Genomic DNA, 21,908 nt, shown 5'->3' on the forward strand with positions numbered 1-21,908 from the left:
CATTTTTTGCCGTCATACGACTCAATTTATCGACATATTTTCTTTATGAAACCTAATATCCTGGCTATCGAATCATCTGGTAACAGTTGCGGCGTCGCGCTGCTGCGCCCGGATGCCTCGGGAACGCCTGTGATCAGCGCGCTGCGCCATGAGGGTATGCGCGAACATGCCGAGCATTTGCTGCCGATGGCGACCCGTTTGCTGACCGAGGCAGGATTGCAACCCGCCGACCTGGATGCTGTGGCCTTTGGGCAGGGGCCGGGCGGCTTTACGGGATTGCGCGTGGCATGCGGCGTGGCACAGGGCATGGCAATGTCGCTGGATATACCTGTCTTGCCGGTCGTATCGCATCGTGCGGTGGTCGAGGCGGCCGCACGTGCCTGTGAGATGCTGGCAGGGCGGGTGGACGTGGTCGTGGCGCTGGATGCGAGGATGGACGAGACGTATATGGCTGCCTATCGGCGCGAGGCTTCCGGCGCTGGCTGGCGATGCCTGCAAATGCCCGAACTGGTGGCAGCGCAGGATATGGCTGAATGGATCGTCGTGCGCCGTACCGGTTGGGGGGACGACGTTGACGAGGTACCTGCCCTGTGGCTGGCGGGTGATGCGTGGGATCTGCCCGATGCCTTGCGGCCTGCCGATGCGGCCGGCCGGGTCGAGCAGGCCCTGCATCCGGAAGTGGCCAGCGTGGCAAGACTGGCCTGGCTGGATTGGCAGTCAGGCGTGCGGGAGGCTCCCGAAGATGCTGCACCCCTTTATGTCAGGGACAAGGTTGCTTTCACGACTCGTGAGCGTGCGCAGGGCCTGGGAGGCAACCCTCGTGCGATTGCTGTGACGGGGGACTGAACCGTGGCCAGCATACCTGTTGCGTGGCAACCTGCCGTCATGACGGAGCGCGATCTTGATGCCGTGACGACGCTGGAGGCACTGGTGCAGGCATTCCCATGGTCGCGTGGCAATTTCGCCGACTCGCTGGGGGCCGGTTACGAAGCCTGGGTATTGCGCCATGAAGAGGAGCCTGTTGCCTTTGCGGTCCTGATGTATGCGCCGGATGTGGCCCATCTGCTGAGCATTGCCGTTCATCCACAATGGCAGGGGCAGGGGCTGGGCAGGATACTGATGGACTGGTGTATCCTGCTGGCTGGACAACGGGAACTGCCCGTGCTGTTGGAGGTACGCCGTTCCAATGAACGGGCGCGAGCCTTCTATGCGCGCTGCGGTTTCAGACAGATCGGCGTTCGCAAAGGCTATTATCCTGCCGGCGAGGGAATGCGCGAAGATGCGCATGTATTGCAACTGGATTACGCGGAATCGGATAACGGAGAATGACAGGCTTGGATCACACGCCAGGAGCAACAGCAGGGCAGGTGCCCATGCCGCCATCAGGTCGTTTCGTGGTGGGAGGTCTGCAGCAGGCCTGGTTGCGCGAACTGGGGGTAGGCCGTATCTGGTTGCCATCGGTGCCGCGTACTGCTCCGGCTGCACGCGCTTTGCCTGCGGTATCGACAACGACAGACGGACAGGACGCGAGATCTGTCCGCGAGGCGGCCGTTGCAGCCGTTCAGACGATGCAGTCAGGCAGTACCGCTGTCGAGCCGCATGCCGCCAGTGCCGAGCGCAGTCGTGCACAGGCAATTGCCCAGGCCGGTGTCAAGCGTGCTGTTCCGCCACGTGCCGCACAGCCTGGCACGGATTCTGGAGAAAAGGCCTCCGTGCGGCAGGCACCGCGCACGGACCTGTCGACTTTGTCACTGACAGATCTGCGCCAGGCGGTTGCTGACTGCGGAGCCTGTGAACTGGGGCAACGTCGTCGCCACGCCGTTTTTGGCATGGGGGTGGAGCAGGCGACCTGGATGGTCATCGGCGAAGCGCCTGGAGAACAGGAAGATCGCCAGGGCCTGCCATTTGTGGGGCGTTCCGGGCAACTGCTGGATGCCATGCTGGCCTCGGTGGGGCATGGACGCGACAAGGATGTGTTCATTGCCAATGTCATCAAATGCCGCCCGCCGGGCAATCGCAATCCACGTCCTGATGAAATCGATGCCTGCAGCGGTTATCTGTTTCGCCAGATCGAACTGATCCGCCCGACTGCCATTCTGATCCTGGGGCGGTTCGCGGCCCAGACGCTGCTGCGTTCGCAGGAACCGGTCAGTAGGTTGCGAGGCAAGGTTCATCAGATCGATGTGGCCGGCACCCGCATACCGGCCGTGGTCAGCTATCACCCGGCCTACCTGTTGCGCAGTCCGCAGGAAAAACTGCGTTCATGGGAAGACCTGCAGCGATTGGCTGCGATATCTGCGTCGCGTACGTGATTTTCGCGTGATCAGCCGATTTTTCGGTCTCGTCCTGCCAGCAGGCCGATGAATATGGATACCAGTGCGAGTGCAATGCACAGGCCCAGCGGCATGCGCCAGCCGCCCGTCATGTCACGCAGGGCTCCGATGGCCATGGGCCCTGCCGAGGCCAGTAGATAGCCGATGCACTGGGACATGCCCGACAGCACTGCCGCCTGGTGTGCATGTGTGGTACGCAGCCCGATGAATGTCAGTCCCAGTATGATACCTGAACCTGTGCCCAGACCAAACAGGATCGACCAGATCAATGCGGCATGGGGCAATGCCAGAAATCCCAGCAGGGCGATGGTTGAAAGACTGGATACGACGACAGCAGGCAGGCGCTGGTCGCACATGCGGTGCAGGAGGGGGCCCAGTATCAGCCCAGGTATGGCGGTGGACAACTGCAGGATGCCGTGCAACGAGCCAGCGCGTTCGGCGGACAGCCCTGCGTCGACCAGGATGGTCGGCAGCCAGGTGATGACTACATAATAGATCGTTGAGTTCAAACCGAGAAACAGGGTGATTTGCCAGGCCAATGGGGAACGCCATATCAGGTTGTCCTGGACGGCTGTCACTGCTGTGGTGTCAGGTGTGGCACGGGCCTGTCCAGGCTGGAGCAGCCAGACTGCCACTGCTACCAGCGGCAGCAGCAGGAAGGACGCCAGGGCACCTCGCCATCCCATGACCTGCGCCAGCGGAACGACTGCCGCCGAGCCCAGTGCCGCGGCAACACCCATCGCCAGCGCGTAGGCACCTGTCAGGGCGGGGATGTTGTGTGGGAATTCTTGCTTGACCAGACTGGGCAACAGCACGTTGCCGAGCGCGATGCCAGTACCGATGAGCCCTGTACCGATGTAGAGCCACGCAGTCGGACCAGCCGAGCGCAACGCAATGCCAATGGCGATGAGTATGAGTGCACCGAGCAGGGTACGCTCCAATCCGTATATGCGTGCGAATCGTGCACCGAAGGGAGACAACAGGGCAAATGCCAGCAATGGCAAGGTGGTCAGTGCGCCTGCCGCCGCAATGCTCAGCCTGAGCTCGGCACGAATCGGATCGAGCAACGTCGGCAGGACTGTGATCGGGGCGCGCAGATTGGCGGCGATCAGCAAAATGCCGATAAGCAGGAGTGTCTGGCGTGTGGATTGTCGATGGAGAAAAGAGCTCATGCAGCAGTTGGCGTATTCAGATGTGGAAGTCAGGCTCCAATGTAGCCATAACGATTTTGATCTAATATGGAAATAATGACTTTTAATATCTAAATTATGACAAAAAGAGGTTCGCTGGCACAGGTGCTGTGTCATTTCGATCCTGATGTGGATGATCGGGCTGCTGTGGCCTTGTTGCTTGAGGTCGGACACAACGATGTGGAGCAGCCAGTGCATCGGCATCGCAAGGGGCAACTGGTGATGGCGTTGCGTGGTGGTGTGATGTGCGAAGTACCCCAGGCAATGTGGATGGTGCCACCCAGCCATGCAGTGTGGATTCCGGGTGACATGCCGCACAGCAATCGCGTGACCGATAATGCCCGTCTCTGTTTTCTGTTTGTCGAGCCTGGTGCGGCACGGATGCCTGAGAAATGCTGCACTCTGGCCATCAGTCCGATGCTGCGCGAAATGATCCTGTATCTGGCTGCGCAAGGGCCGGACTATCCCAGGGATGCTGCTGCCGGGCGTGTGGCGGCTGTTCTGCTCGAGCAATTGGCGATGGCACCCGTCGAGCAGTTGCATCTTCCTGTGTCAGACCATCCGCGGATCCGTCAGCTTGCCGATGCCTTGGCGATGGATCCGGCTGATCGCAGTACGCTTGCGCAGTGGGCCGGGAGGCTGGCCATGAGTGAGCGCTCGCTGGCGAGACTGTTGAAAAGGGAGACCGGGCTGACATTCGGGCGGTGGCGGCAGCAGTTCCACCTGATCATCGCCCTGCAGCAGCTCGCGGCCGGACGGCCGGTTCAGCAGGTGGCGGGCAATCTTGGTTATGACTCGGTGACGGCGTTCATCACCATGTTCAAGAAAGCCCTGGGACGGCCCCCTGCGCAGTACTTCGCCGCCTTGTCATAGCGGTCAGAAATCGTGCAGGGGCTTACCCGGCTATAGTGCGCTGCCGTGCCCGGTTTTGCCTATCTCGCCATGCAAGCGCGGGTCGGCAGCCAGATTGAGCTTGCTCCAGCGCATGAAGACCAGCATCAGCACAGCCACCAGCACGCCGAAGATGATGATGATGGTGTTGATCGGGATGTCGAGGCGCAACATCAGGCTGTACATCGCCACCATCAGCAGGATATTCAACTGTTCATTGAAGTTCTGCACGGCGATCGAGTGGCCGGCCGAGAGCAGGAAATGCCCCCGGTGTTGCAGCAGGGCATTCATCGGTACTACGAAAAAGCCTGACAGGGTGCCGATCAGCAGCAGCAGCGCATACACGCTCCAGGTTGATTTGACGATCGGCATCAACAGTACTGCAAGACCCATCAGTACACCGACCGGCAGTACGGCCAGGGCGCGTTGCAGCGGGATGCGGCCCGCCAGTATGGAGCCTACAACGATGCCCACGGCCGTCACGCCCATCAGCATGGCGGCGTGGTCGATGGCATAGCCCAGATGGACCTCGCCCCACTTGATGACGATGAGCTGCAGGGTGGCACCGGCCCCCCAGAAGAGTGTTGTCACGGCCAGCGATATCTGTCCCAGCTTGTCACGCCATAGAATGACCACATAGCTCAGGAAAATGCGCATCAGCCGGACCGGATTCTTCTGCTGGCGGGGATAGCGTACCCCGGTGTCCGGGATCAGCAGATTGCAGCCCGCCGCAGTGAGATAGACGCAGGCGATGATCAGGATGGCTGCTTCACTGGAAGTGTGTACCCAGGTAGACAGCCAGGGATGCTCCAGCAGCCATTCGGAGACCTGGGGCGATACCAGAAAGCCGCCCAGCACCATGCCCAGAATGATCGACAGGACCGTCAGCCCTTCGATCCAGCTGTTGCCCTTGACCAGCAGGGAGGGCGGCAGCATTTCGGTCACGATACCGTACTTGGCCGGCGAATAGGCAGCGGCACCGATGCCGACCAGTGCGTAGGCGCTACAGACCAGCCAGACCTGCTGCTGGGAATCGTCAAACTGGAGGCCGGCACAGAAGAACATCATCAGGCAGCCAACGACCTTGAGCGCGTTGGTGGCGAACATGACGCGGCCCTTGGGAAAGGAATCGGCAATCGCACCCACGTAGGCTGCCAGCAGCACATACGAAAGGGCGAAAACCCACTTGACCATGGGGGCCATCCAGTCGGGACCCTGCAACAACTGGATCAGTGCGATCGCAACGATGAACAGCGCATTGTCGGCCAGCGATGAAAAGAACTGCGCGGCCATGACGAGGTAGAAATTTCTTTTCAAGCAGCGATCCCGGTTGGCGTGACTGAACGCAAATACGCCCGGCCGACAGGTAAGAAAATGTGCGGTCTGCAATAAAATTGACCGGCAGTATAGCCGGTCTGGTGCCAGGCAGACAGCAGTGCCGGTGCAAACCTTTCCGGCACGATGCCTGCGGTATCATAGCCACTGATTATTTATCCGTTCAAGAATTGTGCGCCTGACCCAGATCAAACTCGCAGGATTCAAGTCCTTTGTCGACCCGACGGTGATCCCGGTGCCCAGCCAACTGGTGGGCGTGGTGGGGCCCAATGGCTGCGGCAAGTCCAACATCATCGACGCGGTGCGCTGGGTGCTGGGCGAAAGCAAGGCTTCCGAGCTGCGCGGCGAATCCATGCAGGATGTGATCTTCAATGGGTCGGGTGGGCGCAAGCCGGCCGCCCGTGCATCGGTCGAACTGGTGTTCGACAATGCCGAGGGCCGTGCCGTTGGGCAATGGAGTGTCTACGCCGAAATCGCCGTGCGACGTGTACTGACGCGTGACGGTACCAGCAGTTATTTCATCAATAATCAGCAGGTCCGTCGTCGTGATATCCATGATCTTTTCCTTGGAACGGGTCTGGGCGCGCGCGGCTATGCCATCATCGGCCAGGGCATGATTGCTCGCCTGATCGAGGCGCGACCAGAAGAACTGCGGGTCTATCTCGAAGAGGCTGCGGGTGTTTCCCGCTACAAGGAACGTCGTCGCGAGACGGAAAACAGGCTGGGTGATACCCGCGAAAACCTGGTGCGGGTAGAAGACATTCTGCGCGAGCTCGACACCCAACTGGCCAAGCTGGAACGCCAGGCCGAGGTCGCTCGGCAGTATCGCGACCTGCAGGCCGAAGGTGAAAAGAAGCAGCATATGCTGTGGCTGCTCAAGGAACGTGCCGCCGTCGAGGAAAAGCGGCGTTTCGCACGCGAAATCGAGCAGACTCAGACTGAACTGGAAGGTGCCATTGCCAGGATGCGTACCGGCGAGGTCGATCTCGAACAGCGCCGGCAGGCACATTATGCCGCCGGCGATGCCGTGCATGCTGCTCAGGGTGTGCTCTATGAAGCGAACGCGCTGGTCGGAAGGCTGGAGTCCGACATCCGGCATCTGGTGGACTCACGTGCCCGGCTCGAAAACCGTTGCGTGCAATTGCGCGCGCAGCAGGCCGAATGGGAGCAGCAGCAGACCCATTGTGGTGAACAGATCGAGGTGATGGAAGCGGAACTCGAGATCAGTGCCGCCAAGGTTGAAGAGGCCCGCCTGCAGGCGGAGCTGGCTCAGGGCAATCTGCCTGAAATCGAGCAGCAGGTACGCCAGGCGGCTCAGCAGCGCGAGCAGATGCGCAGCGAATTGGCCAGGGTGGAGCAACATCTGGCGCTGGCGGCGCAGACACAGCGTGATGCCAGCCGCCAGTTGCAGGTGCTGGAAACCCGCCAGGAACGGCTGAAGCAGGAATTCTCTACGCTCGAGCAACCGGATATTGACCGCCTGGCGCAACTGGCAGGTGATCTCAAGGCGGCAGAAGAAGGATTGCAGCAGGCGCAGCTTGAACAGGTGCGCCTGGAAGAGCAGGGCCCTCAGGCCGATCAGGCGCGGCGCGAAGCGCAGGCGGCCGTGCAGCAGGAAACAGGGCGGCTGGCGCAGCTTGATGCGCGCCTGGAAGCGCTGCGCAAACTGCAGGAAGATGTCCAGAAACAGGGTGCCCTGGAACCCTGGATCGCCAGGCATGAACTTGGAAAACTGGCCCGCCTGTGGCAGAAGCTGACCGTCGATGCCGGCTGGGAGGCTGCCTTCGAGGCGATTCTGCGCGAACGCATGACTGCGCTGGAAGTCAGCAACCTGGACTGGACCCGCGCCTTTGCGGCTGATGCTCCGCCTGCGCGGCTGGCGTTCTACCAGCAGGCCGCACCCGCTGCAGTCGCACCGGCAGCCTTGCCGGGCGTGGCACCGTTGCTGGATCGCCTGCGCACGGGTGATCCGGCGTTGCGTACTCTACTGGCTGACTGGCTGGGCCATGCCTATATTGCAGAAGACCTGGGACAGGCGCTCAAACTGCGTGACCAGATGCCGGCAGGAACCGTCCTGGTCGTGCGCGACGGGCACCTGGTCGATGCTCACAGTGTGCGTTTCTACGCACCGGATTCGGAGCAGGCCGGCATGCTGGCGCGCCAGCAGGAAATCGAAAATCTGCAACGCGAGATCCGTGCACAGCAATTGATTGCCGATCAGACTCGTACGGCAGCAGCGCGTGCCGAGGCAGAGTGGCAACGCCTGAGTCAGGCCATGGGGCCGGCTCGTCAACGGGTGGGCGAAATGACCCGGCGCGTTCATGATATTCAGCTGGAGCATTCACGCCTGCAGCAGCAAGCCCAGCAATCAGGTGAACGTGCCACCCGTTTGCGAGAGGATATGGCCGAGGTCCAGGCCCAGCAGGAAGAACTGCGTGCCACGGGAGAGGAAGCCCAAATACGCTTCGAAGAGCTGGACGAGCAACTGGCCGTACAGCAGGAAGCATTTGCCGAGGCGGAGATGGAAGGCGAGCGTATCGCGGCCAGCGCAGAACAGGCCCGGGAGCGCCTGCGCGAGCGTGAGCGCATGGCGCACGAGGCAGAGTTTTCCGACAAGGGGTTGCAGCATCGGCTGGGCGAGATCCGGCGCAACCTGCAACTGGCCGAGGAACAGTTGCGCCGCACGCAGGCCGAACTCACACAGCAGCAGCAGGAGCTGCTGACACTGGAAGGCGATACGGCTCGGGAAGGCTTGCAGGAGGCGCTGGAGCGCCGTGCTGAAGCCGAAGAAAAACTGGCCCAGGCGCGCCAGCAACTCGATACCCTCGCAGCCCGGTTGCGTGAGGCCGACGAAGAGCGTGTACGCCAGGAGCATGTGCTGGAGCCCCTGCGTGCGCGCATTACCGAGCTGCAGTTGCAGGAACAGGCGGCGCGACTGGCCCAGGAACAGTTTGCCGAGCAGCTCGATGCCCGCCAAGCCAATCGCGACAAACTGGGCGAAGAACTCGCGGAGCTGTCTGCCGACTGGCAGCGCCCTGAATGGCTGCAGGCTGAAGTGCAGCGGATTGCCCGGCGCATCGACGCACTGGGTTCGGTCAACCTGGCGGCGCTTGAGGAATTGCGCACTGCGCAGGAGCGCAAGGACTTTCTCGACAGCCAGTATACAGACCTGCAACTTGCCATCGAAACGCTTGAGGATGCAATTCGCAAGATCGACCGGGAGACGCGGCAGTTGCTGCAGGAAACCTTCAACACCGTCAATCAACACTTCGGCGAACTTTTCCCGGTGCTGTTTGGGGGGGGCGAGGCACGCCTGACCATGACCGGCGACGAAATCCTGGACGCCGGCGTACAGGTCATGGCCCAGCCGCCAGGCAAGCGCAACAGCACCATTCATCTACTGTCTGGTGGCGAAAAGGCGCTGACCGCTACAGCGCTGGTGTTTGCACTCTTCAAGCTCAATCCGGCCCCCTTCTGCCTGCTGGACGAGGTTGATGCGCCGCTGGACGATGCCAATACCGAGCGCTATGCCAAGCTGGTCAGTGGTATGAGCGGCCAGACGCAATTCCTGTTCATCTCACATAACAAGATTGCCATGCAGATTGCCCAGCAACTGATCGGTGTCACCATGCAGGAGCAGGGGGTTTCGCGGATTGTGGCGGTCGATATGGAGGCAGCCTTACAATGGACCGCTTGATTGCGTCATAATGCGCAATGGATTCGGATATTTAGCGTTCCAGACAAGAAATATGCAGAAAAAACCGGTCAGGATACCGGGTTTGCCAGGAGCACATGGAAATGAGTGATTTACAGATTGGGCTGATCGTCCTGGGCCTGTTGTTCGTGGCGGGCGTGCTGGCCTTCAACTGGTGGCAGGACCGGCGTGCCCGTGCTCGCATGCAGGTGCCTTTTCCTGAAGGTGGCACTGACCCACTGATGGCCGAGGAAGCGTCAGCCCGTCCTGCAACGGCAAAGGAAGCAGGGCGACGCGAGCCCGGCCTGCATGAGGATGAGGCGGCGGCACCGCGTGCCCGCGAAGAACGCAAGGAAGAGTCCGACGAACCCGATCCGACCTGTGAAGTGGTGATCGAACTGCATTTTCCAGAACCAGTGGTGGGCAAGGAACTCGCGCTTGAACTCGAACGCCTCAAAGAGGCCAGCAACAAGTCCTACCGGATTTTCGCGCGGACCTTTGATCAGGCGCATCGTGTCGGATTGCGCGGGCACGAGTCTTATGGTCTGGTGCAGGTGGCCGTGCTCATGGTCAATCGCAATGGTCCGCTGACTGATATCGAATGGTCGCAGATCTGGCTTTGCCTGCAGGAAATTGCCGAGAAGTTCGATGCCACGATGGATGGCCCCGATCAGAAGAAGGTTGTCGAGAAAGCGGCAAGCCTGGACGAGACCTGCGCAGCACTGGATATGCAGCTTGGCGTGGCGATCGTGCTTGAACCGCCCAAAAAATCGCAGGACGTCATGTTCGTGGCTCGCAGCTGCGGTTTCGTGCAGACCGGTAATGTATTGCACTTGCCTACCCGTGGGCGCAAGCCGCCGCATGTCACGCTGGTGATCCAGGGATTGGATAACCCTGCAAAGTCCGATGTGCAGATCAGCCGTCTGGACATGTTGCTGGATGTGCCTCGCAGCGAACCCCAGGAGCGTCCGTTCGGCAAAATGCTGGAAACTGCCGTGCGACTGGCCCAGAAGCTCGAGGCACAACTGGTCGACGACCAAGGGCGCCCCATCGAGCCCGGTTGCGAGGAGGCCATCGATCAGCAGGTGCGCGAGCTGTACCAGAAAATGCAGGCATTGGGCCTGCCTGCCGGCCATCCGCGCACCCTGCGGGTCTTTTCCTGATCGGCGGTTGCAACCACGATGTCCATGGAGCAGAAGGCGCAGGGCGCGCTGGCATTTGATATGTCCGGCGCGAGTACCACACCCGTTGATGTGGCCAGCGAGATCACGGCTTTGCGTACCGAGATCGGACGGCATGATTACCAGTACCACACGCTTGATGATCCGCTGATTGCCGACGCCGATTATGATCGGCTGATGCAGCGCCTGCGTGATCTCGAGCGTGCGCATCCCGAGCTGATCGTGCCTGAGTCGCCTACGCAGCGCGTAGGAGCTGCGCCGCTGGATGGTTTTGCCAGCGTCGAACACCGGTTGCCCATGCTGTCGCTCAATAATGCCTTCAGCGAAGAAGACGTTGCCGCCTTCGACAAGCGCATGAGCGATACGGTGCGCGAGGCTGGAAAACTACCGGAAAATGGCCTGCTGGACTATTTCTGCGAGCAGAAGCTCGATGGTCTGGCGGTCAGCCTGCGCTACGAGCGAGGGCTGTTGGTGCAGGCAGCCACGCGTGGAGACGGTCAGACAGGCGAGGATATTACCCATAATATCCGCACCATCAAGGTGATTCCGCTACGCCTGCAGGGCGATGCCGGCAAGGTGCCGGATGTGCTGGAAGTCCGCGGCGAGGTGCTGATGTTCCGCAAGGATTTTGAGCGGCTCAATGCCGATCAAGCAACACGGCGCGAAAAACAGTTCGTCAATCCGCGCAATGCCGCTGCCGGTAGTCTGCGGCAACTCGACCCAAAGATCACGGAGCAGCGCCGTCTGCGCTTCTTTGCCTATGGCTGGGGCGAGGTATTGCCCGAAAGCGCTTTGCCAGTCACGCATGCAGGCGTACTCGACTGGCTGCATGATCTGGGCTTGCCGGTCAACCGGCTGTGCAACCGTCTGGTACAGGGCCTGCCGGGACTGCTGGCCTATTATGCTGAGACGGGACAAACACGCACGACCTTGCCCTACGATATCGACGGTGTGGTCTACAAGGTTAACGATCTGGCCTTGCAGCGTATGCTGGGCTATGTGGCGCGTGCGCCGCGCTTTGCCCTGGCGCACAAGTTTCCTGCCGAAGAGGCAACGACCGAATTGCTGGATATCGAGGTCCAGGTGGGGCGTACCGGTGCTCTGACGCCTGTGGCCCGCCTCAGGCCGGTGTTCGTGGGGGGGGTGACTGTCACCAACGCTACACTGCACAATGAAGATGAAATCCTGCGCAAGGATGTCCGCATTGGGGATACCGTCATCGTGCGTCGTGCAGGCGATGTCATTCCCGAGGTCGTGGCCCCGGTTCTGGCGCTGCGTCCAGAAACAGCAGTGGCCTGGCGCATGAGCGAGGCATGTCCGGTCTGCCCGGTGTGTGGTTCGGCCATTGAGCGGCTCGAAGGCGAGGCCATTGCGCGCTGTACCGGCGGCCTGATCTGCGGTGCGCAGCGCAAGCAGATGCTCTGGCATGCGGCCAGCCGCAAGGCACTCAATATCGATGGGCTGGGTGACAAGCTGGTGGAGCAACTGGTCGATGAGGGCCGGGTGCACAGCCTGGTTGATCTGTTCACGCTCAAGGCCGAAGAACTGGCCGCCTATGAGCGCATGGGTCGCAAGTCGGCTACCAATCTCGTCGAGGCCATCGAGGCCGCGCGCAAGCCGGTACTGAGCCGTCTGCTGTTTGCGTTGGGTATCCGCCATGTGGGCGAGACGACGGCCCGTGATCTGGCGCAGGCTTTCGGCCCGGCGGCCGGACGCACGCCCGAGGCGGCCATCCAGGCCATCATGGAGGCCAGCGAAGAGGATCTCACTCGGGTGCCGGATGTCGGCCCGGTGGTGGCAGCCTCCATTCGCCACTTCTTTGCCGAACCGCACAATCGCGAGGTGATTGCCGGTCTGATGTCGGTCGGTGTCGAGCCACAGCTTGACGAGGCACCTGCCAGCCTGGGTCTGGCCGGCAAGACATTCGTGCTGACCGGCACGCTGCCGGCCTGGTCGCGGGAAGACGCGGCACGCCATATCGTGGCAGCAGGGGGCAAGGTCAGTGGCTCGGTATCGCGCAAGACCAGCTATGTGGTGGCGGGCGAAGAGGCCGGCAGCAAACTGGAAAAAGCGCGCGAGCTGGGTGTGCCCGTGCTGGACGAGGATGGATTGAGGGCGTTGCTGGACAATCAGTGAGCTGGGGTTTTGCGGCTCAAAGTGCCATGATGGGCAAAGTGCGCAGGTGGGCCTCGATGGCTTCGCGCACTTCGCGACTCATGGGCAGATGTGCTTTTTCCTCGTTCCAGTGCTGCACGAACAGCGCGACGGTTTCTCTTGCCGTTTCAAGCACAAAATGCCTGGGCAGGGCGGCTTTAGCGGCCAAATGTTCCAGTTCATCCTGCGTGTAGTTGCTGAAGGACTTGCTGCGGCTGAAGTTCAATGCAGACTGCTCGCCGGGAAGATAGGCGATGGTGGATACGAAGTCGTAGGCCGGAGCCAGGCGGGCATGGCGCTGGTCGTGATAGATGAGCGACCAGTTTTTCAGGTGCATGTCACCGTTGCCGATGAGTACGTTGAAGGTGGCTCTTCTGATGAACTCGGCGATATCATCGTCGCCTGACTCGGCTGCAATCACCCTGGCCAAGCTGCGGTAGCTGGCCCTGTCGTACTTTTCATGTGGGTATACGCCGAAGATTTGCGCAAAATCCTCGATGTGGATGCGTTTCCCATCGTTCATGCGATCGAATCGTTTGATCACGAAAGCTTGGTTGCCGAACTGCTGAATGCCTGCAGGCAAGTTATGCACGGAAGCAACCTCGACCAGATCAATGGCTGGGACATCGATACCAATACGCTTGGCCAGCGTCATCATCGAGAATTCGTTTTCCGGTACGTGTCGGAATTCGCGAGAGGGCAGTTTGACGATCCAGTCGCCACCCACGCCCCGTGCAGGTATCGTCAGGCCACCCTGAGCATTCTGGACGGCAGAAAACTTCAGTTGCACGCCTGCCAGTGAAAAGCGCAGTGCATGCGCAATGGCCGAGGATTCGGTACCCGTGTCGCATGGCGTGTCTGTCGATATGGCCTGATCCTGGCTGTCTTCGGCCGCGAGGGTGATCGCGCCCGGCAAATCCTGTCCCAGCGTCTGCAGCAACAAGAATTCCCTGTCTGGATGGACCCCTGTTTTTTCTGCAAGATATCTTCTCAGGTGTCCTTCGGGCAGCAGGTTGGAAAAAAAAGGCATCAAGCGGCTGCGATAAGCCCTGACGTCGGTCAGCAGCTCTCCGAAGCTATCCTTAAAGCTCAGGCTAAGTGTGGGGCGTTCCTGTGTCTGGACGTAGGCCTCGCTGAATGCAAACAGGCTGCGATCACCGCCGATTTGTGTCAGTGTTCCGATTGGCTGGTCATGGAGCCGAACGATCAGTGTGCTGGCGCCTGCCATGGTCACTCCTCGTCATCCAGCGTGTAGGCAGGCCGGGCAGACATGTCCGGGGCAGGTGCCGAAGCCAGCTGTGCAACCTGATGCCGTACCACGGATTGCACGGCTGGCATGACCTGGCGTGGCACCAGCGTCACTTCCAGTTCCAGGGCATTGGCGATGGCGATCAGGCTGGACAGGCGCAGATCGACCTGATTGCTTTCTATCTTGGAAATGTGCGATTGTGGCACGCCAGCCCGTGTGCTCAGGTCGCGCTGGCTGAGTTTTTTGGCACTGCGCGCTGCGCGTAAATATGCTGAAATCGATTCAAGGCTATAGCTCATCTGATCTACCTCTATAGATCAAACTTAAATTTGATATGTTTTAATATATCAAATTTTTTAGCCGGATAGCATTTTTGATATGTAAATATAGATCAATATTTTAATTTGATCTGTTTTTATATATCAATGGATTGGCGTAGGTTATTCTGGAAAATTGTGTTGCCAGTCAGTACGAGATTGTCCGTCGGAGCGATCGCTTCAGACTCCCATCACACGCTCGAGCGCATGGCGGTTCTGCTGCACTCCAGAGGCAGCTACGCAGTCGATGATGACGCCATGCTCCATCAGGTAGAAAAAATCCGAGACGGGTTCGACGAAGTCGAAGTTCTGTTCTGCCAGCAAAATGGTATAGCCACGCGCCTTGAGCTCGTGCAGCATGCGCCCGAGCGTTTCGACGATTACGGGGGCCAGCCCTTCGGAAATTTCGTCCAGCAGCAGCAGGTGGGCACCGGTACGCAGGATGCGGGCGATGGCCAGCATTTGCTGTTCGCCGCCGGACAGGCGGTTGCCCGGTGTGTCGCGCCGGGCCGCCAGGTTGGGAAACAGCGAATAGATTTCGGCCAGGGACATGCTGCCGCCTGCGACCTGGTCGACTGCGGGTGGCAGCAGCAGGTTTTCCTCGCAGGTCAGGCTGCCGAAGATGCCGCGTTCTTCCGGGCAGTAGCCAACACCCATATGGGCGATCTTGTAGGTGGGCAACTGGATGATTTCGCGTCCGTGGATGCGGACCGATCCGCTGCGCCGGCTGGTCATCCCCAGGATGGCACGCAGGGTGGTGGATCGCCCGGCACCGTTGCGGCCCAGCAACGTCACGACGGAGCCGGTAGGTACGTTGAACGACACATCGCGCAGGATGTGGGTAGCGCCGTACCAGGCATTGAGCGCATTGATCTCGAGGGCGGGACTCACGCCGAGGGTCCTTGTGGTTGGGGTGGCATGCAGGATGTTATTGTTCGATGCACTGCAACATCATTATGGGGGATGCCGCAGCGATAGATCATTATGGATTTCCCCCATGTTCAGATAAAAAAACCACGCGCACCATCAAGGTGCGCGTGGTTGGGAATTCTGCTCTGGTTGCCGCAGATGCAGGCAACCAGATTGCTGGTGGCCTTACTGGATTACTGGATGCGGGCTTTTTCGCGCAGTTCCTGTTGGTAGGCGCTCAGTTGTTGCTGGCGCAGCATTTCCTCGATCTGAGGCTTGACCTGCTCCAGGGCGGGGAATTCGATGGGGCGGGTGTCTTCAACCTGGATCACATGCCAGCCGAACTGGGTCTGGACCGGCTTGTCGGCCAGTTCACCCTTTTTGAGGGCAGTCACGGCGTCAGCAAACGGCTGGACGTAGTTGCTGGCTGCGGACCAGCCCAGTTCACCGCCGCGTTCGGCACTGCCGGGATCCTTGGAGTGTTCCTTGGCCAGATCGGCAAACTTGGAGCCGTCACGCTTGACCTGTGCCAGGATGTCCTGGGCGGTTTTCTCGTCCTCGACCAGGATGTGGCGCACCTGGTATTCGGAACGGTCGCCCTGAGCCTGCTTGACCTTGTCGTACTCGGCCTGGATCTTTTCGTCGCTGATGGCGTGCTTTTCGAGGTAGTCACTCATCAGCGCACGGACCAGAATGCCCTGGCGAGCCAGTTCGAGTTCGGTCTCGACATCGGCACTCTTGTTGAGGCCGGCCTTTTCGGCTTCCTGGACGAAGACCAGGCGGTTGATCATTTCGTCCTTGACCTGGTTGCGCAGCTCGGGGGAGTCGGCTGCGCCCTGGCTGACCAGCAGCGAAATGAACTGGTCGAAACTTTTCTGGGTGATGGGCTTGCCGTTGACCGTGGCGACGTTCTGGGCGTAGGCGGGCACTGCGATGACGCAGGCGGCAGCCATAAGGGCGATGCGTTTCATAGGTATGGGAATGTCCTAGTTAAGGTACCTGGGTTTCCAGAACCAGCGCGTGAATCGGAAAGGGAATCAGATCCTGCAGCGCATCATACACCAGACGCTGGCGCGCCACGCGGCTCAGGCCGTCGAAGCGCGGGCTGGTAATGCGCAGCCGAAAGTGACTGGCACCGCCGCGGCTGCCGGCATGGCCGGCGTGCAGGTGTGACTGGTCCTCGATCTCGAGGTCGGTGGGTTGCAGGATGACCAGCCGGTCGCGCAGCAAGGCCGTGCGTTCGGCAGAGACATCGGGAGAAAGCGGTGAGGGTTGTGTCATGTCAGTCATCCTTGATGTCAGACCGGGGATCGCGGTCGGAGTTCCCTGCCTCGCCATCCTGGCCGGCGGGTGTCATGTGGCGTGCCAGCCAGAGTGACTGGATGATGACAAAAACGATCAGCAACACGGTCAGGCCGAATACCTTGAAGTTGACCCACTGGGACTCGGTGAATTGGCCGGAGAAGGCGACATACAGGTTGAGCGCGCCTGCGATCAGGAAAAATATGGCCCAGCTCAGGTTGAAGCGATTCCAGGCCGCTGTCGGCATTTCAACCTTGGCACCCAGCATCTTTTGCATGAGGTTGCGGCCGAACAGCAACTGCGCACCCAGCAGGATGACACCAAACAGCCAGTACAGCACGGTGGGCTTCCAGCGGATGAAGGCGTCGTCGTGCAGGATCAGGGTGGCACCGCCGAAGAAGACAATGACGCCCAGGTTGATCCAGTGGGTGCCCTCGATCGGCAGGCTGCGCAGCTTGAGCCAGGCAATCTGCAGCACGGCGGCGGCCATGGCCACGCCGGTGGCGGTGTAGATATCGGCAAACCGGTAGGCGACAAAGAACAGGATCAGCGGAAACAGGTCGAACAGGAATTTTTTCATCGTATGGGTTCGAAGGTCAGGGCCAGTGAGTTGATGCAGTAGCGCAGCCCGGTGGGTGGCGGACCGTCGGGAAAGACATGGCCGAGGTGGGCGTCACACACGTTGCATAGTACTTCGGTCCGGATCATGCCGTGCGAGGTGTCGCGCTCCTCACGCACATTGGCCGGGTCGATGGCCTCGAAATAGCTGGGCCAGCCACAGCCGGCATCGAATTTGGTGTCGGAGGCAAATAGCGCCGTGCCACAGCAGACACAGCGGTAGATGCCGGTGGCCGTCGTGTTCAGGTAGCGGCCTGAAAAGGGCCGTTCGGTGGCTTTGCGGCGGGTGACGGCATATTCGTCAGGGTCAAGGCGTGCGCGCCATTCTTCATCCGGGAGAGTGAGCTTTTCCATATGGGTGGTCCGTTGCTGGCAGGGCATGAGCGGGATGGGTTGATGGCATAATTCTGCCTCATGTTGATCGAGTTTGAACAGGCCGGCGTCGAAGCGGCCGGACGGCCTATCCTGCAGCAGATCTCGCTGCGGCTGGTCGAGTCGCGCGTAGGCGTGGTCGGACTCAATGGAGCCGGCAAGAGTACGCTGGCTCGCCTGGTCAATGGATTGGTGTTGCCGACGACGGGTTCGGTGCGGGTTGATGGCCTTGATACCCGCAGTCAGGCGGGTACTGTACGCCGCAGGGTCGGCTTCATGTTCCAGAATCCGGCCGACCAGATCGTGTTTCCCATTGTGCGCGAAGATATGGCTTTCGGCCTGCAGCGGCTGGGGCTGACGCGTGCCGAACAGGCGCAGCGCATTGATGCACAGCTTGCGGCACTAGGGCTGTCTGCACTGGCCGAACGACCTGCGCATGCGCTCTCGGGTGGCGAGCAGCAGATGGCTGCCCTGGCGGCCGTACTGGTCTGCGCGCCCGAGGCCATTGTGTTTGATGAGCCGACCAATCAACTCGACTTGCTCAACAGGGAACGGCTGCGTGCGGTATTGAAGACACTGCCGCAGCAATTGCTGGTGCTGACCCATGACTTGCCGCTGCTGGATGATTTCGACCGGGTGCTGGTGATGGAGCAAGGCAAGGTGGTGGCCGATGATGCGCCTGCAGCGGCACTGGACTGGTATCGCCGCCGCTGTGCGACGCTGGGTGGTGCGCCATGCTGATCGAATATCACGTCGGACGTGATGCCGTCCTGCAGCGCTTGCCGGCGGGTCTCAAGTTGCTGGTGATGTGCGCGGCGGGGGCCGGGCTTTTCTTCGTGACGGCACTGCCCTGGCTGGCGGCTGCCGTGTTGCTGGCCTGGGGGCTGGCCTGCTGGGCAGCCGGTCATCTGCGGTTTCTGTGGCGGCCACTGTGGCGCATGTTGCCGGTGATCGTTCTGCTGGGGATTTTTACCGGCTGGGCCCAGGGGCCGATGGCCGGTTGGGCCGCCTCGCTGCGGATACTGGCGCTGTTCGGCCTGGGGCTGGCCCTGATGCTGTCGACGCGCAGCGGCGATTTGCTGGTCACGCTCGAGCGCGCCCTGATGCCGCTGCAGCGACTGGGTTTGCTCGACGCCTCGCGTGTGGCGCTGGCCTGTGCCCTGGTATTGCGTTTCATACCGGAGATTGCCCGTGCCTGGCAGGAAATCGGCGAAGCGCAGGCCGCCCGAGGTGGTGGCAATGTGCTGCAGCGTATCGAACCGTTGCTGGCCCGCATGTTGCGGCAGGCCGAGGCGATTGCACAGGCTGTGGATGCGCGGCGTTGAAATGTGGCAGGCGAGTGTGACGAGCAGAGTTTCTGAAAATCCGGATATGACAAATAGACAAAGGAGTCTCCCATGAAAACGCGCGATATCGTTCTGATCGCCCTGTTCGCCGCGCTGTGCGTGGTGCTCAGTCTGGTGCCGCCGGTACCTGTGCCACTGATTCCGGTGCCGGTGACATTGCAGACGCTGGGGATCATGCTGGCGGGACTGATGCTCGGACCCTGGCGTGGCCTGCTGGCTGTGGCGCTTTACGTGCTGCTGGCTGTGGTGGGACTGCCGGTTTTGCCGGGTGGGCGTGGTGGCATGGGTGTCCTGATGGGGCCGACGGGCGGCTTTTTACTGGGCATGCTGCCTGGCGCGTTCGTGACGGGCTGGCTGGCGCAACGCCTGCCGGCTTCCGGCGCGACCTGGCGTGCGCTTGGCGGTCAGGCGGTTGCCAGCCTGATGGGTGGCGTGGTGGTGGTCTATGCGCTGGGGGCTCCCTGGCTGGCACTGGTGACCGGCATGGGGCTGGGCAAGGCAATAGCGGCTGTGCTGGTCTTTATTCCGGGCGATATCGTCAAGTGCGTGCTGGCTGCATTGGCAGCCGTGCGCGTGCGACGCTTCTGGTCGGCCGATGCAGCACACGGTATCTGAGCGCATTTTGAATACAATACGCTGTTTGGCTTTGACAAGAGATCTGTTTCATTTCCGGATGGGGAGAGCAAGAATGAGGGGACACAAGATGGTTCGCACAATGCTGGCCACTGCGCTGGTACTGTGTGCAGGCTGGGCGCAGGCGCAGGTCAAGGTGGGCGTGACGGTATCGAGTACCGGTCCGGCCGCGTCGCTGGGCATTCCCGAGCGCAATACCGTGGCGTTGCTGCCGACCGAGATCGCCGGCCAGAAGATCGAGTACATCGTGCTGGACGACGCTACCGATACGACCCAGGCAGTCCGCAACGCCCGCAAGCTGATCTCCGAGGACAAGGTCGATGTGATCATCGGCACCACCGCCACGCCAGGTACGCTGGCGATGCTGGATGTGGTGGCCGAGGCCAAGGTGCCGCTCATCAGCGTGGCGGCCAATGCCCGTATCATCGAACCCATGGACGACAAGCGCCGTTGGGCTTTCAAGACGACGCAGAACGATATCCTCATGGCCGAGGCGCTGGCAGAATCGATGGCATCGAACAATGTCAAGACGCTGGGCTTCATCGGTTTTTCCGATGCCTATGGCGATGGCTGGCTTGACGAGATGAAGCGTGCCGCCGAGGCCAAGGGCATCCGCATCGTGGCGACCGAACGCTATGCGCGTCCCGATACCAGCGTCACCGGTCAGGTGCTCAAGCTGATTGCTGCCCGTCCCGATGCCGTGCTGGTGGCCGGTGCCGGTACGCCTGCCGCATTGCCCCAGAAGGAACTCAAGGCACGCAACTATGGCGGCCTGATCTACCAGACCCACGGTGTGGCCAACAACGATTTCCTGCGCGTCGTCGGTGCGGATGGCGAAGGCACGCTGCTGCCGGTCGGCCCGTTGGTGGTGGCGGCACAACTGCCTGATGATCACCCGGGCAAGGCGATTGCGCTGGAATACACCCAGGCCTATGAAAACATGTATGGTGCCGGTTCGGTATCGGCCTTCGGCGGCCACCTGTGGGATGCCGGCGTGCTGATCCAGGCGGCGTTGCCCGAGGCGCTCAAGGCTGGCGAGCCGGGCACCGAAGCCTTCCGTGTGGCGCTGCGCGATGCCATCGAGGGGCTGCAGGAAGTCGCTGGCGTGCATGGCGTCTTCAGCATGTCGCCGACTGATCATTCAGGACTCGACAATCGCGCTCGCGTCATGGCGAAGATCGAGAATGGCAAGTGGGTCTACCTGCCCTGATCGGCTGAAACCGCACAAGCAACAGATATAAATTGGATTCCCGCGCCGCCCGCAGGGTGGCCGGGAAGACCGAACGAAAAGCCCAGGTCAGACTGCCGCAGGTAGCGCCCCAGGGCTTCGACAGGAATTTGAATGGATGCAACCATCGCGCTGATCCTGCTGCAGGACGGGATCGTCAACGGCGCTATCTATGCCTTGCTGGGCCTGGCATTGGTCCTGATCTTCGCGGTTACGCGGGTCATCTTCATCCCTCAGGGCGAATTTGTCGCATTTGGTGCATTGACACTGGCTATGCTGGTCAATGGCAGCGTGCCCGGTACGGTCTGGCTGTTGCTGATCGCAGGTGCCTGTGCCTTTCTGATGGAACTGTTCAAGGCCTTTCGCCAGCGCCGGGCGACCGGACTGGCCTGGGCGGCACTGCAATACCTGGCTTTGCCGGTGGCCCTGTTTGTGCTCACGCACTGGCTGTCGGCCTACGATATCGGCCTGTGGGGCAAGGCGCTGCTGACACTGGCACTGGTGGTGCCGCTGGGACCCATGCTGTATCGCATCGTCTATCAGCCCCTGGTGGATGCGCCGGTGCTGGTACTGCTGATCGTATCGGTGGCCGTGCACTTCGCCCTGACGGGCGTGGCGCTGGCTTTCTTCGGTGCCGAAGGCTGGCGTACACCCGCCTTCGTCGAAGGACAGATCGATCTCGGCGCGGTCACCTGGTCGGCGCAAAGCCTGTTCGTGGTGCTGACCTGCGCAGCATTGATCGTGGCATTGTGGCTGTTCTTCGGGCGCACTATCTATGGCAAGGCCTTGCGGGCCACGGCGGTCAATCGTCGCGGGGCACGCCTGATGGGCATCAGTACCGTGATGTCGGGCCGGCTGACCTTTACCCTGGCGGCAGCCATCGGCGCGCTGTCGGGCATGCTGATCGCTCCGGTCACGACCATCTACTACGATACCGGTTTTCTGATTGGTCTCAAGGGATTCGTCGGTGCCATCATCGGCGGTCTGGCGAGCTATCCGGTGGCCGCAGCCGGTGCCTTGCTGGTGGGCATTATCGAGGCCTTTGCTTCGTTCTGGGCCAGCGCCTACAAGGAAGTGATCGTCTTCACCCTGATCATCCCGGTGCTGCTGTGGCGTTCGCTCAGCAGCCCGCATGTCGAAGAAGAAGAGGAGTGAT

Annotated in this window: 19 protein-coding genes and 1 pseudogene; 11 read left to right on the top strand and 9 right to left on the bottom strand. The window is 60.9% G+C overall.

What is annotated here, in order from left to right:
* The first annotated feature begins 45 nt into the window (after positions 1 to 45).
* Positions 46 to 1,329, top strand: a pseudogene (gene tsaB / locus DD235_RS03295) (tRNA (adenosine(37)-N6)-threonylcarbamoyltransferase complex dimerization subunit type 1 TsaB).
* Positions 1,326 to 2,312: a uracil-DNA glycosylase gene (locus tag DD235_RS03300; protein ID WP_420810438.1), complete on the top strand. Its 987-nt coding sequence runs from the start codon at positions 1,326 to 1,328 to the stop codon at positions 2,310 to 2,312. The pseudogene tsaB and the gene DD235_RS03300 overlap by 4 nt, the downstream one beginning before the upstream one ends.
* Before the next feature lie 11 nt (positions 2,313 to 2,323).
* Here DD235_RS03300 and DD235_RS03305 read toward each other — a convergent pair whose 3' ends face one another.
* Positions 2,324 to 3,505 carry an MFS transporter gene (locus DD235_RS03305; protein WP_109060592.1) on the bottom strand — a complete coding sequence of 394 codons (1,182 nt, stop codon included), beginning with the start codon at positions 3,503 to 3,505 and terminating at the stop codon, positions 2,324 to 2,326.
* A gap of 96 nt (positions 3,506 to 3,601) precedes the next feature.
* Between DD235_RS03305 and DD235_RS03310 the strand changes: the two genes are divergently transcribed.
* Positions 3,602 to 4,396 carry an AraC family transcriptional regulator gene (locus DD235_RS03310; protein WP_109060593.1) on the top strand — a complete coding sequence of 265 codons (795 nt, stop codon included), beginning with the start codon at positions 3,602 to 3,604 and terminating at the stop codon, positions 4,394 to 4,396.
* A gap of 30 nt (positions 4,397 to 4,426) precedes the next feature.
* On the opposite strand, the gene lplT is transcribed toward DD235_RS03310, so the two are convergent.
* Positions 4,427 to 5,731 carry a lysophospholipid transporter LplT gene (gene lplT, locus DD235_RS03315; protein WP_109060594.1) on the bottom strand — a complete coding sequence of 435 codons (1,305 nt, stop codon included), beginning with the start codon at positions 5,729 to 5,731 and terminating at the stop codon, positions 4,427 to 4,429.
* 190 nt (positions 5,732 to 5,921) lie between these two features.
* Between lplT and smc the strand changes: the two genes are divergently transcribed.
* The 3 genes from smc to ligA all read left to right on the top strand — a co-directional run bounded on the left by smc (position 5,922) and on the right by ligA (position 12,760).
* Positions 5,922 to 9,446: a chromosome segregation protein SMC gene (gene smc, locus DD235_RS03320; RefSeq protein ID WP_109060595.1), complete on the top strand. Its 3,525-nt coding sequence runs from the start codon at positions 5,922 to 5,924 to the stop codon at positions 9,444 to 9,446.
* Between the two features lie 101 nt (positions 9,447 to 9,547).
* Positions 9,548 to 10,606 carry a cell division protein ZipA C-terminal FtsZ-binding domain-containing protein gene (locus tag DD235_RS03325; protein ID WP_162300398.1) on the top strand — a complete coding sequence of 353 codons (1,059 nt, stop codon included), beginning with the start codon at positions 9,548 to 9,550 and terminating at the stop codon, positions 10,604 to 10,606.
* A gap of 60 nt (positions 10,607 to 10,666) precedes the next feature.
* Positions 10,667 to 12,760 (top strand): NAD-dependent DNA ligase LigA, encoded by a 2,094-nt coding sequence (gene ligA / locus DD235_RS03330; RefSeq protein ID WP_109061002.1) that lies wholly within the window; start codon positions 10,667 to 10,669, stop codon positions 12,758 to 12,760.
* A 16-nt stretch (positions 12,761 to 12,776) separates the two neighbouring features.
* On the opposite strand, the gene DD235_RS03335 is transcribed toward ligA, so the two are convergent.
* From DD235_RS03335 to msrB, 7 genes are all read right to left on the bottom strand, one after another.
* Entirely contained in the window at positions 12,777 to 14,006 is a 1,230-nt protein-coding gene (locus DD235_RS03335) for a type II toxin-antitoxin system HipA family toxin (RefSeq protein WP_109060597.1), read from the bottom strand.
* Between the two features lie 2 nt (positions 14,007 to 14,008).
* A complete protein-coding gene (locus DD235_RS03340) occupies positions 14,009 to 14,326 on the bottom strand; it encodes a helix-turn-helix domain-containing protein (protein ID WP_109060598.1) in 318 nt (105 codons plus the stop codon).
* Positions 14,327 to 14,524: 198 nt separating this feature from the next.
* Positions 14,525 to 15,235: an ABC transporter ATP-binding protein gene (locus DD235_RS03345; RefSeq protein ID WP_109060599.1), complete on the bottom strand. Its 711-nt coding sequence runs from the start codon at positions 15,233 to 15,235 to the stop codon at positions 14,525 to 14,527.
* 212 nt (positions 15,236 to 15,447) lie between these two features.
* On the bottom strand, positions 15,448 to 16,224 hold the full coding sequence (locus tag DD235_RS03350; RefSeq protein WP_109060600.1) for a peptidylprolyl isomerase: 777 nt from the start codon (positions 16,222 to 16,224) through the stop codon (positions 15,448 to 15,450).
* Positions 16,225 to 16,243: 19 nt separating this feature from the next.
* Complete coding sequence (locus DD235_RS03355) at positions 16,244 to 16,534, bottom strand: BolA family protein (protein WP_109060601.1); 291 nt, start codon at positions 16,532 to 16,534, stop codon at positions 16,244 to 16,246.
* A gap of 1 nt (position 16,535) precedes the next feature.
* Positions 16,536 to 17,135, bottom strand: coding sequence for a septation protein A (locus DD235_RS03360; RefSeq protein WP_109060602.1), 600 nt, complete (start codon positions 17,133 to 17,135; stop codon positions 16,536 to 16,538).
* Positions 17,132 to 17,527, bottom strand: coding sequence for a peptide-methionine (R)-S-oxide reductase MsrB (msrB, locus tag DD235_RS03365; protein WP_109061003.1), 396 nt, complete (start codon positions 17,525 to 17,527; stop codon positions 17,132 to 17,134). The genes DD235_RS03360 and msrB overlap by 4 nt, the downstream gene beginning before the upstream one ends.
* Positions 17,528 to 17,587: 60 nt before the next feature.
* On the opposite strand from msrB, the gene DD235_RS03370 reads away from it, so the two are divergent.
* The 5 genes from DD235_RS03370 (at position 17,588) to DD235_RS03390 (ending at position 21,907) form a co-directional block, all read left to right on the top strand.
* On the top strand, positions 17,588 to 18,286 hold the full coding sequence (locus tag DD235_RS03370; RefSeq protein ID WP_109060603.1) for an energy-coupling factor ABC transporter ATP-binding protein: 699 nt from the start codon (positions 17,588 to 17,590) through the stop codon (positions 18,284 to 18,286).
* On the top strand, positions 18,280 to 18,870 hold the full coding sequence (locus DD235_RS03375; protein ID WP_109060604.1) for an energy-coupling factor transporter transmembrane component T family protein: 591 nt from the start codon (positions 18,280 to 18,282) through the stop codon (positions 18,868 to 18,870). Before DD235_RS03370 ends, DD235_RS03375 begins: the two co-directional genes overlap by 7 nt.
* A 72-nt stretch (positions 18,871 to 18,942) precedes the next feature.
* Entirely contained in the window at positions 18,943 to 19,506 is a 564-nt protein-coding gene (locus DD235_RS03380) for a biotin transporter BioY (RefSeq protein ID WP_109060605.1), read from the top strand.
* An 88-nt stretch (positions 19,507 to 19,594) separates the two neighbouring features.
* Positions 19,595 to 20,734: an ABC transporter substrate-binding protein gene (locus DD235_RS03385; RefSeq protein WP_239990013.1), complete on the top strand. Its 1,140-nt coding sequence runs from the start codon at positions 19,595 to 19,597 to the stop codon at positions 20,732 to 20,734.
* 132 nt (positions 20,735 to 20,866) lie between these two features.
* Positions 20,867 to 21,907, top strand: a complete 1,041-nt coding sequence (locus DD235_RS03390) for a branched-chain amino acid ABC transporter permease (protein ID WP_109060607.1) — start codon at positions 20,867 to 20,869, stop codon at positions 21,905 to 21,907.
* Position 21,908: the final 1 nt, after the last annotated feature.

Source organism: Corticimicrobacter populi, assembly GCF_003123725.1.
In the GTDB taxonomy this organism is placed as follows: domain Bacteria; phylum Pseudomonadota; class Gammaproteobacteria; order Burkholderiales; family Burkholderiaceae_B; genus Corticimicrobacter; species Corticimicrobacter populi.

Bases quoted from the DNA above. Each gene is read 5' to 3' on its own strand.
- DD235_RS03340 (WP_109060598.1), bottom strand. From the start codon at position 14,326: ATGAGCTATAGCCTTGAATCGATTTCAGCATATTTACGCGCAGCGCGC.
- DD235_RS03305 (WP_109060592.1), bottom strand. From the start codon at position 3,505: ATGAGCTCTTTTCTCCATCGACAATCCACACGCCAGACACTCCTGCTT.
- DD235_RS03300 (WP_420810438.1), top strand. From the start codon at position 1,326: ATGACAGGCTTGGATCACACGCCAGGAGCAACAGCAGGGCAGGTGCCC.
- DD235_RS03360 (WP_109060602.1), bottom strand. From the start codon at position 17,135: ATGAAAAAATTCCTGTTCGACCTGTTTCCGCTGATCCTGTTCTTTGTC.
- DD235_RS03350 (WP_109060600.1), bottom strand. From the start codon at position 16,224: ATGAAACGCATCGCCCTTATGGCTGCCGCCTGCGTCATCGCAGTGCCC.
- ligA (WP_109061002.1), top strand. From the start codon at position 10,667: ATGTCCGGCGCGAGTACCACACCCGTTGATGTGGCCAGCGAGATCACG.
- DD235_RS03325 (WP_162300398.1), top strand. From the start codon at position 9,548: ATGAGTGATTTACAGATTGGGCTGATCGTCCTGGGCCTGTTGTTCGTG.
- DD235_RS03310 (WP_109060593.1), top strand. From the start codon at position 3,602: ATGACAAAAAGAGGTTCGCTGGCACAGGTGCTGTGTCATTTCGATCCT.
- DD235_RS03370 (WP_109060603.1), top strand. From the start codon at position 17,588: ATGTTGATCGAGTTTGAACAGGCCGGCGTCGAAGCGGCCGGACGGCCT.
- DD235_RS03335 (WP_109060597.1), bottom strand. From the start codon at position 14,006: ATGGCAGGCGCCAGCACACTGATCGTTCGGCTCCATGACCAGCCAATC.
- DD235_RS03390 (WP_109060607.1), top strand. From the start codon at position 20,867: ATGGATGCAACCATCGCGCTGATCCTGCTGCAGGACGGGATCGTCAAC.
- msrB (WP_109061003.1), bottom strand. From the start codon at position 17,527: ATGGAAAAGCTCACTCTCCCGGATGAAGAATGGCGCGCACGCCTTGAC.
- DD235_RS03355 (WP_109060601.1), bottom strand. From the start codon at position 16,534: ATGACACAACCCTCACCGCTTTCTCCCGATGTCTCTGCCGAACGCACG.
- DD235_RS03375 (WP_109060604.1), top strand. From the start codon at position 18,280: ATGCTGATCGAATATCACGTCGGACGTGATGCCGTCCTGCAGCGCTTG.
- DD235_RS03385 (WP_239990013.1), top strand. From the start codon at position 19,595: ATGGTTCGCACAATGCTGGCCACTGCGCTGGTACTGTGTGCAGGCTGG.
- DD235_RS03380 (WP_109060605.1), top strand. From the start codon at position 18,943: ATGAAAACGCGCGATATCGTTCTGATCGCCCTGTTCGCCGCGCTGTGC.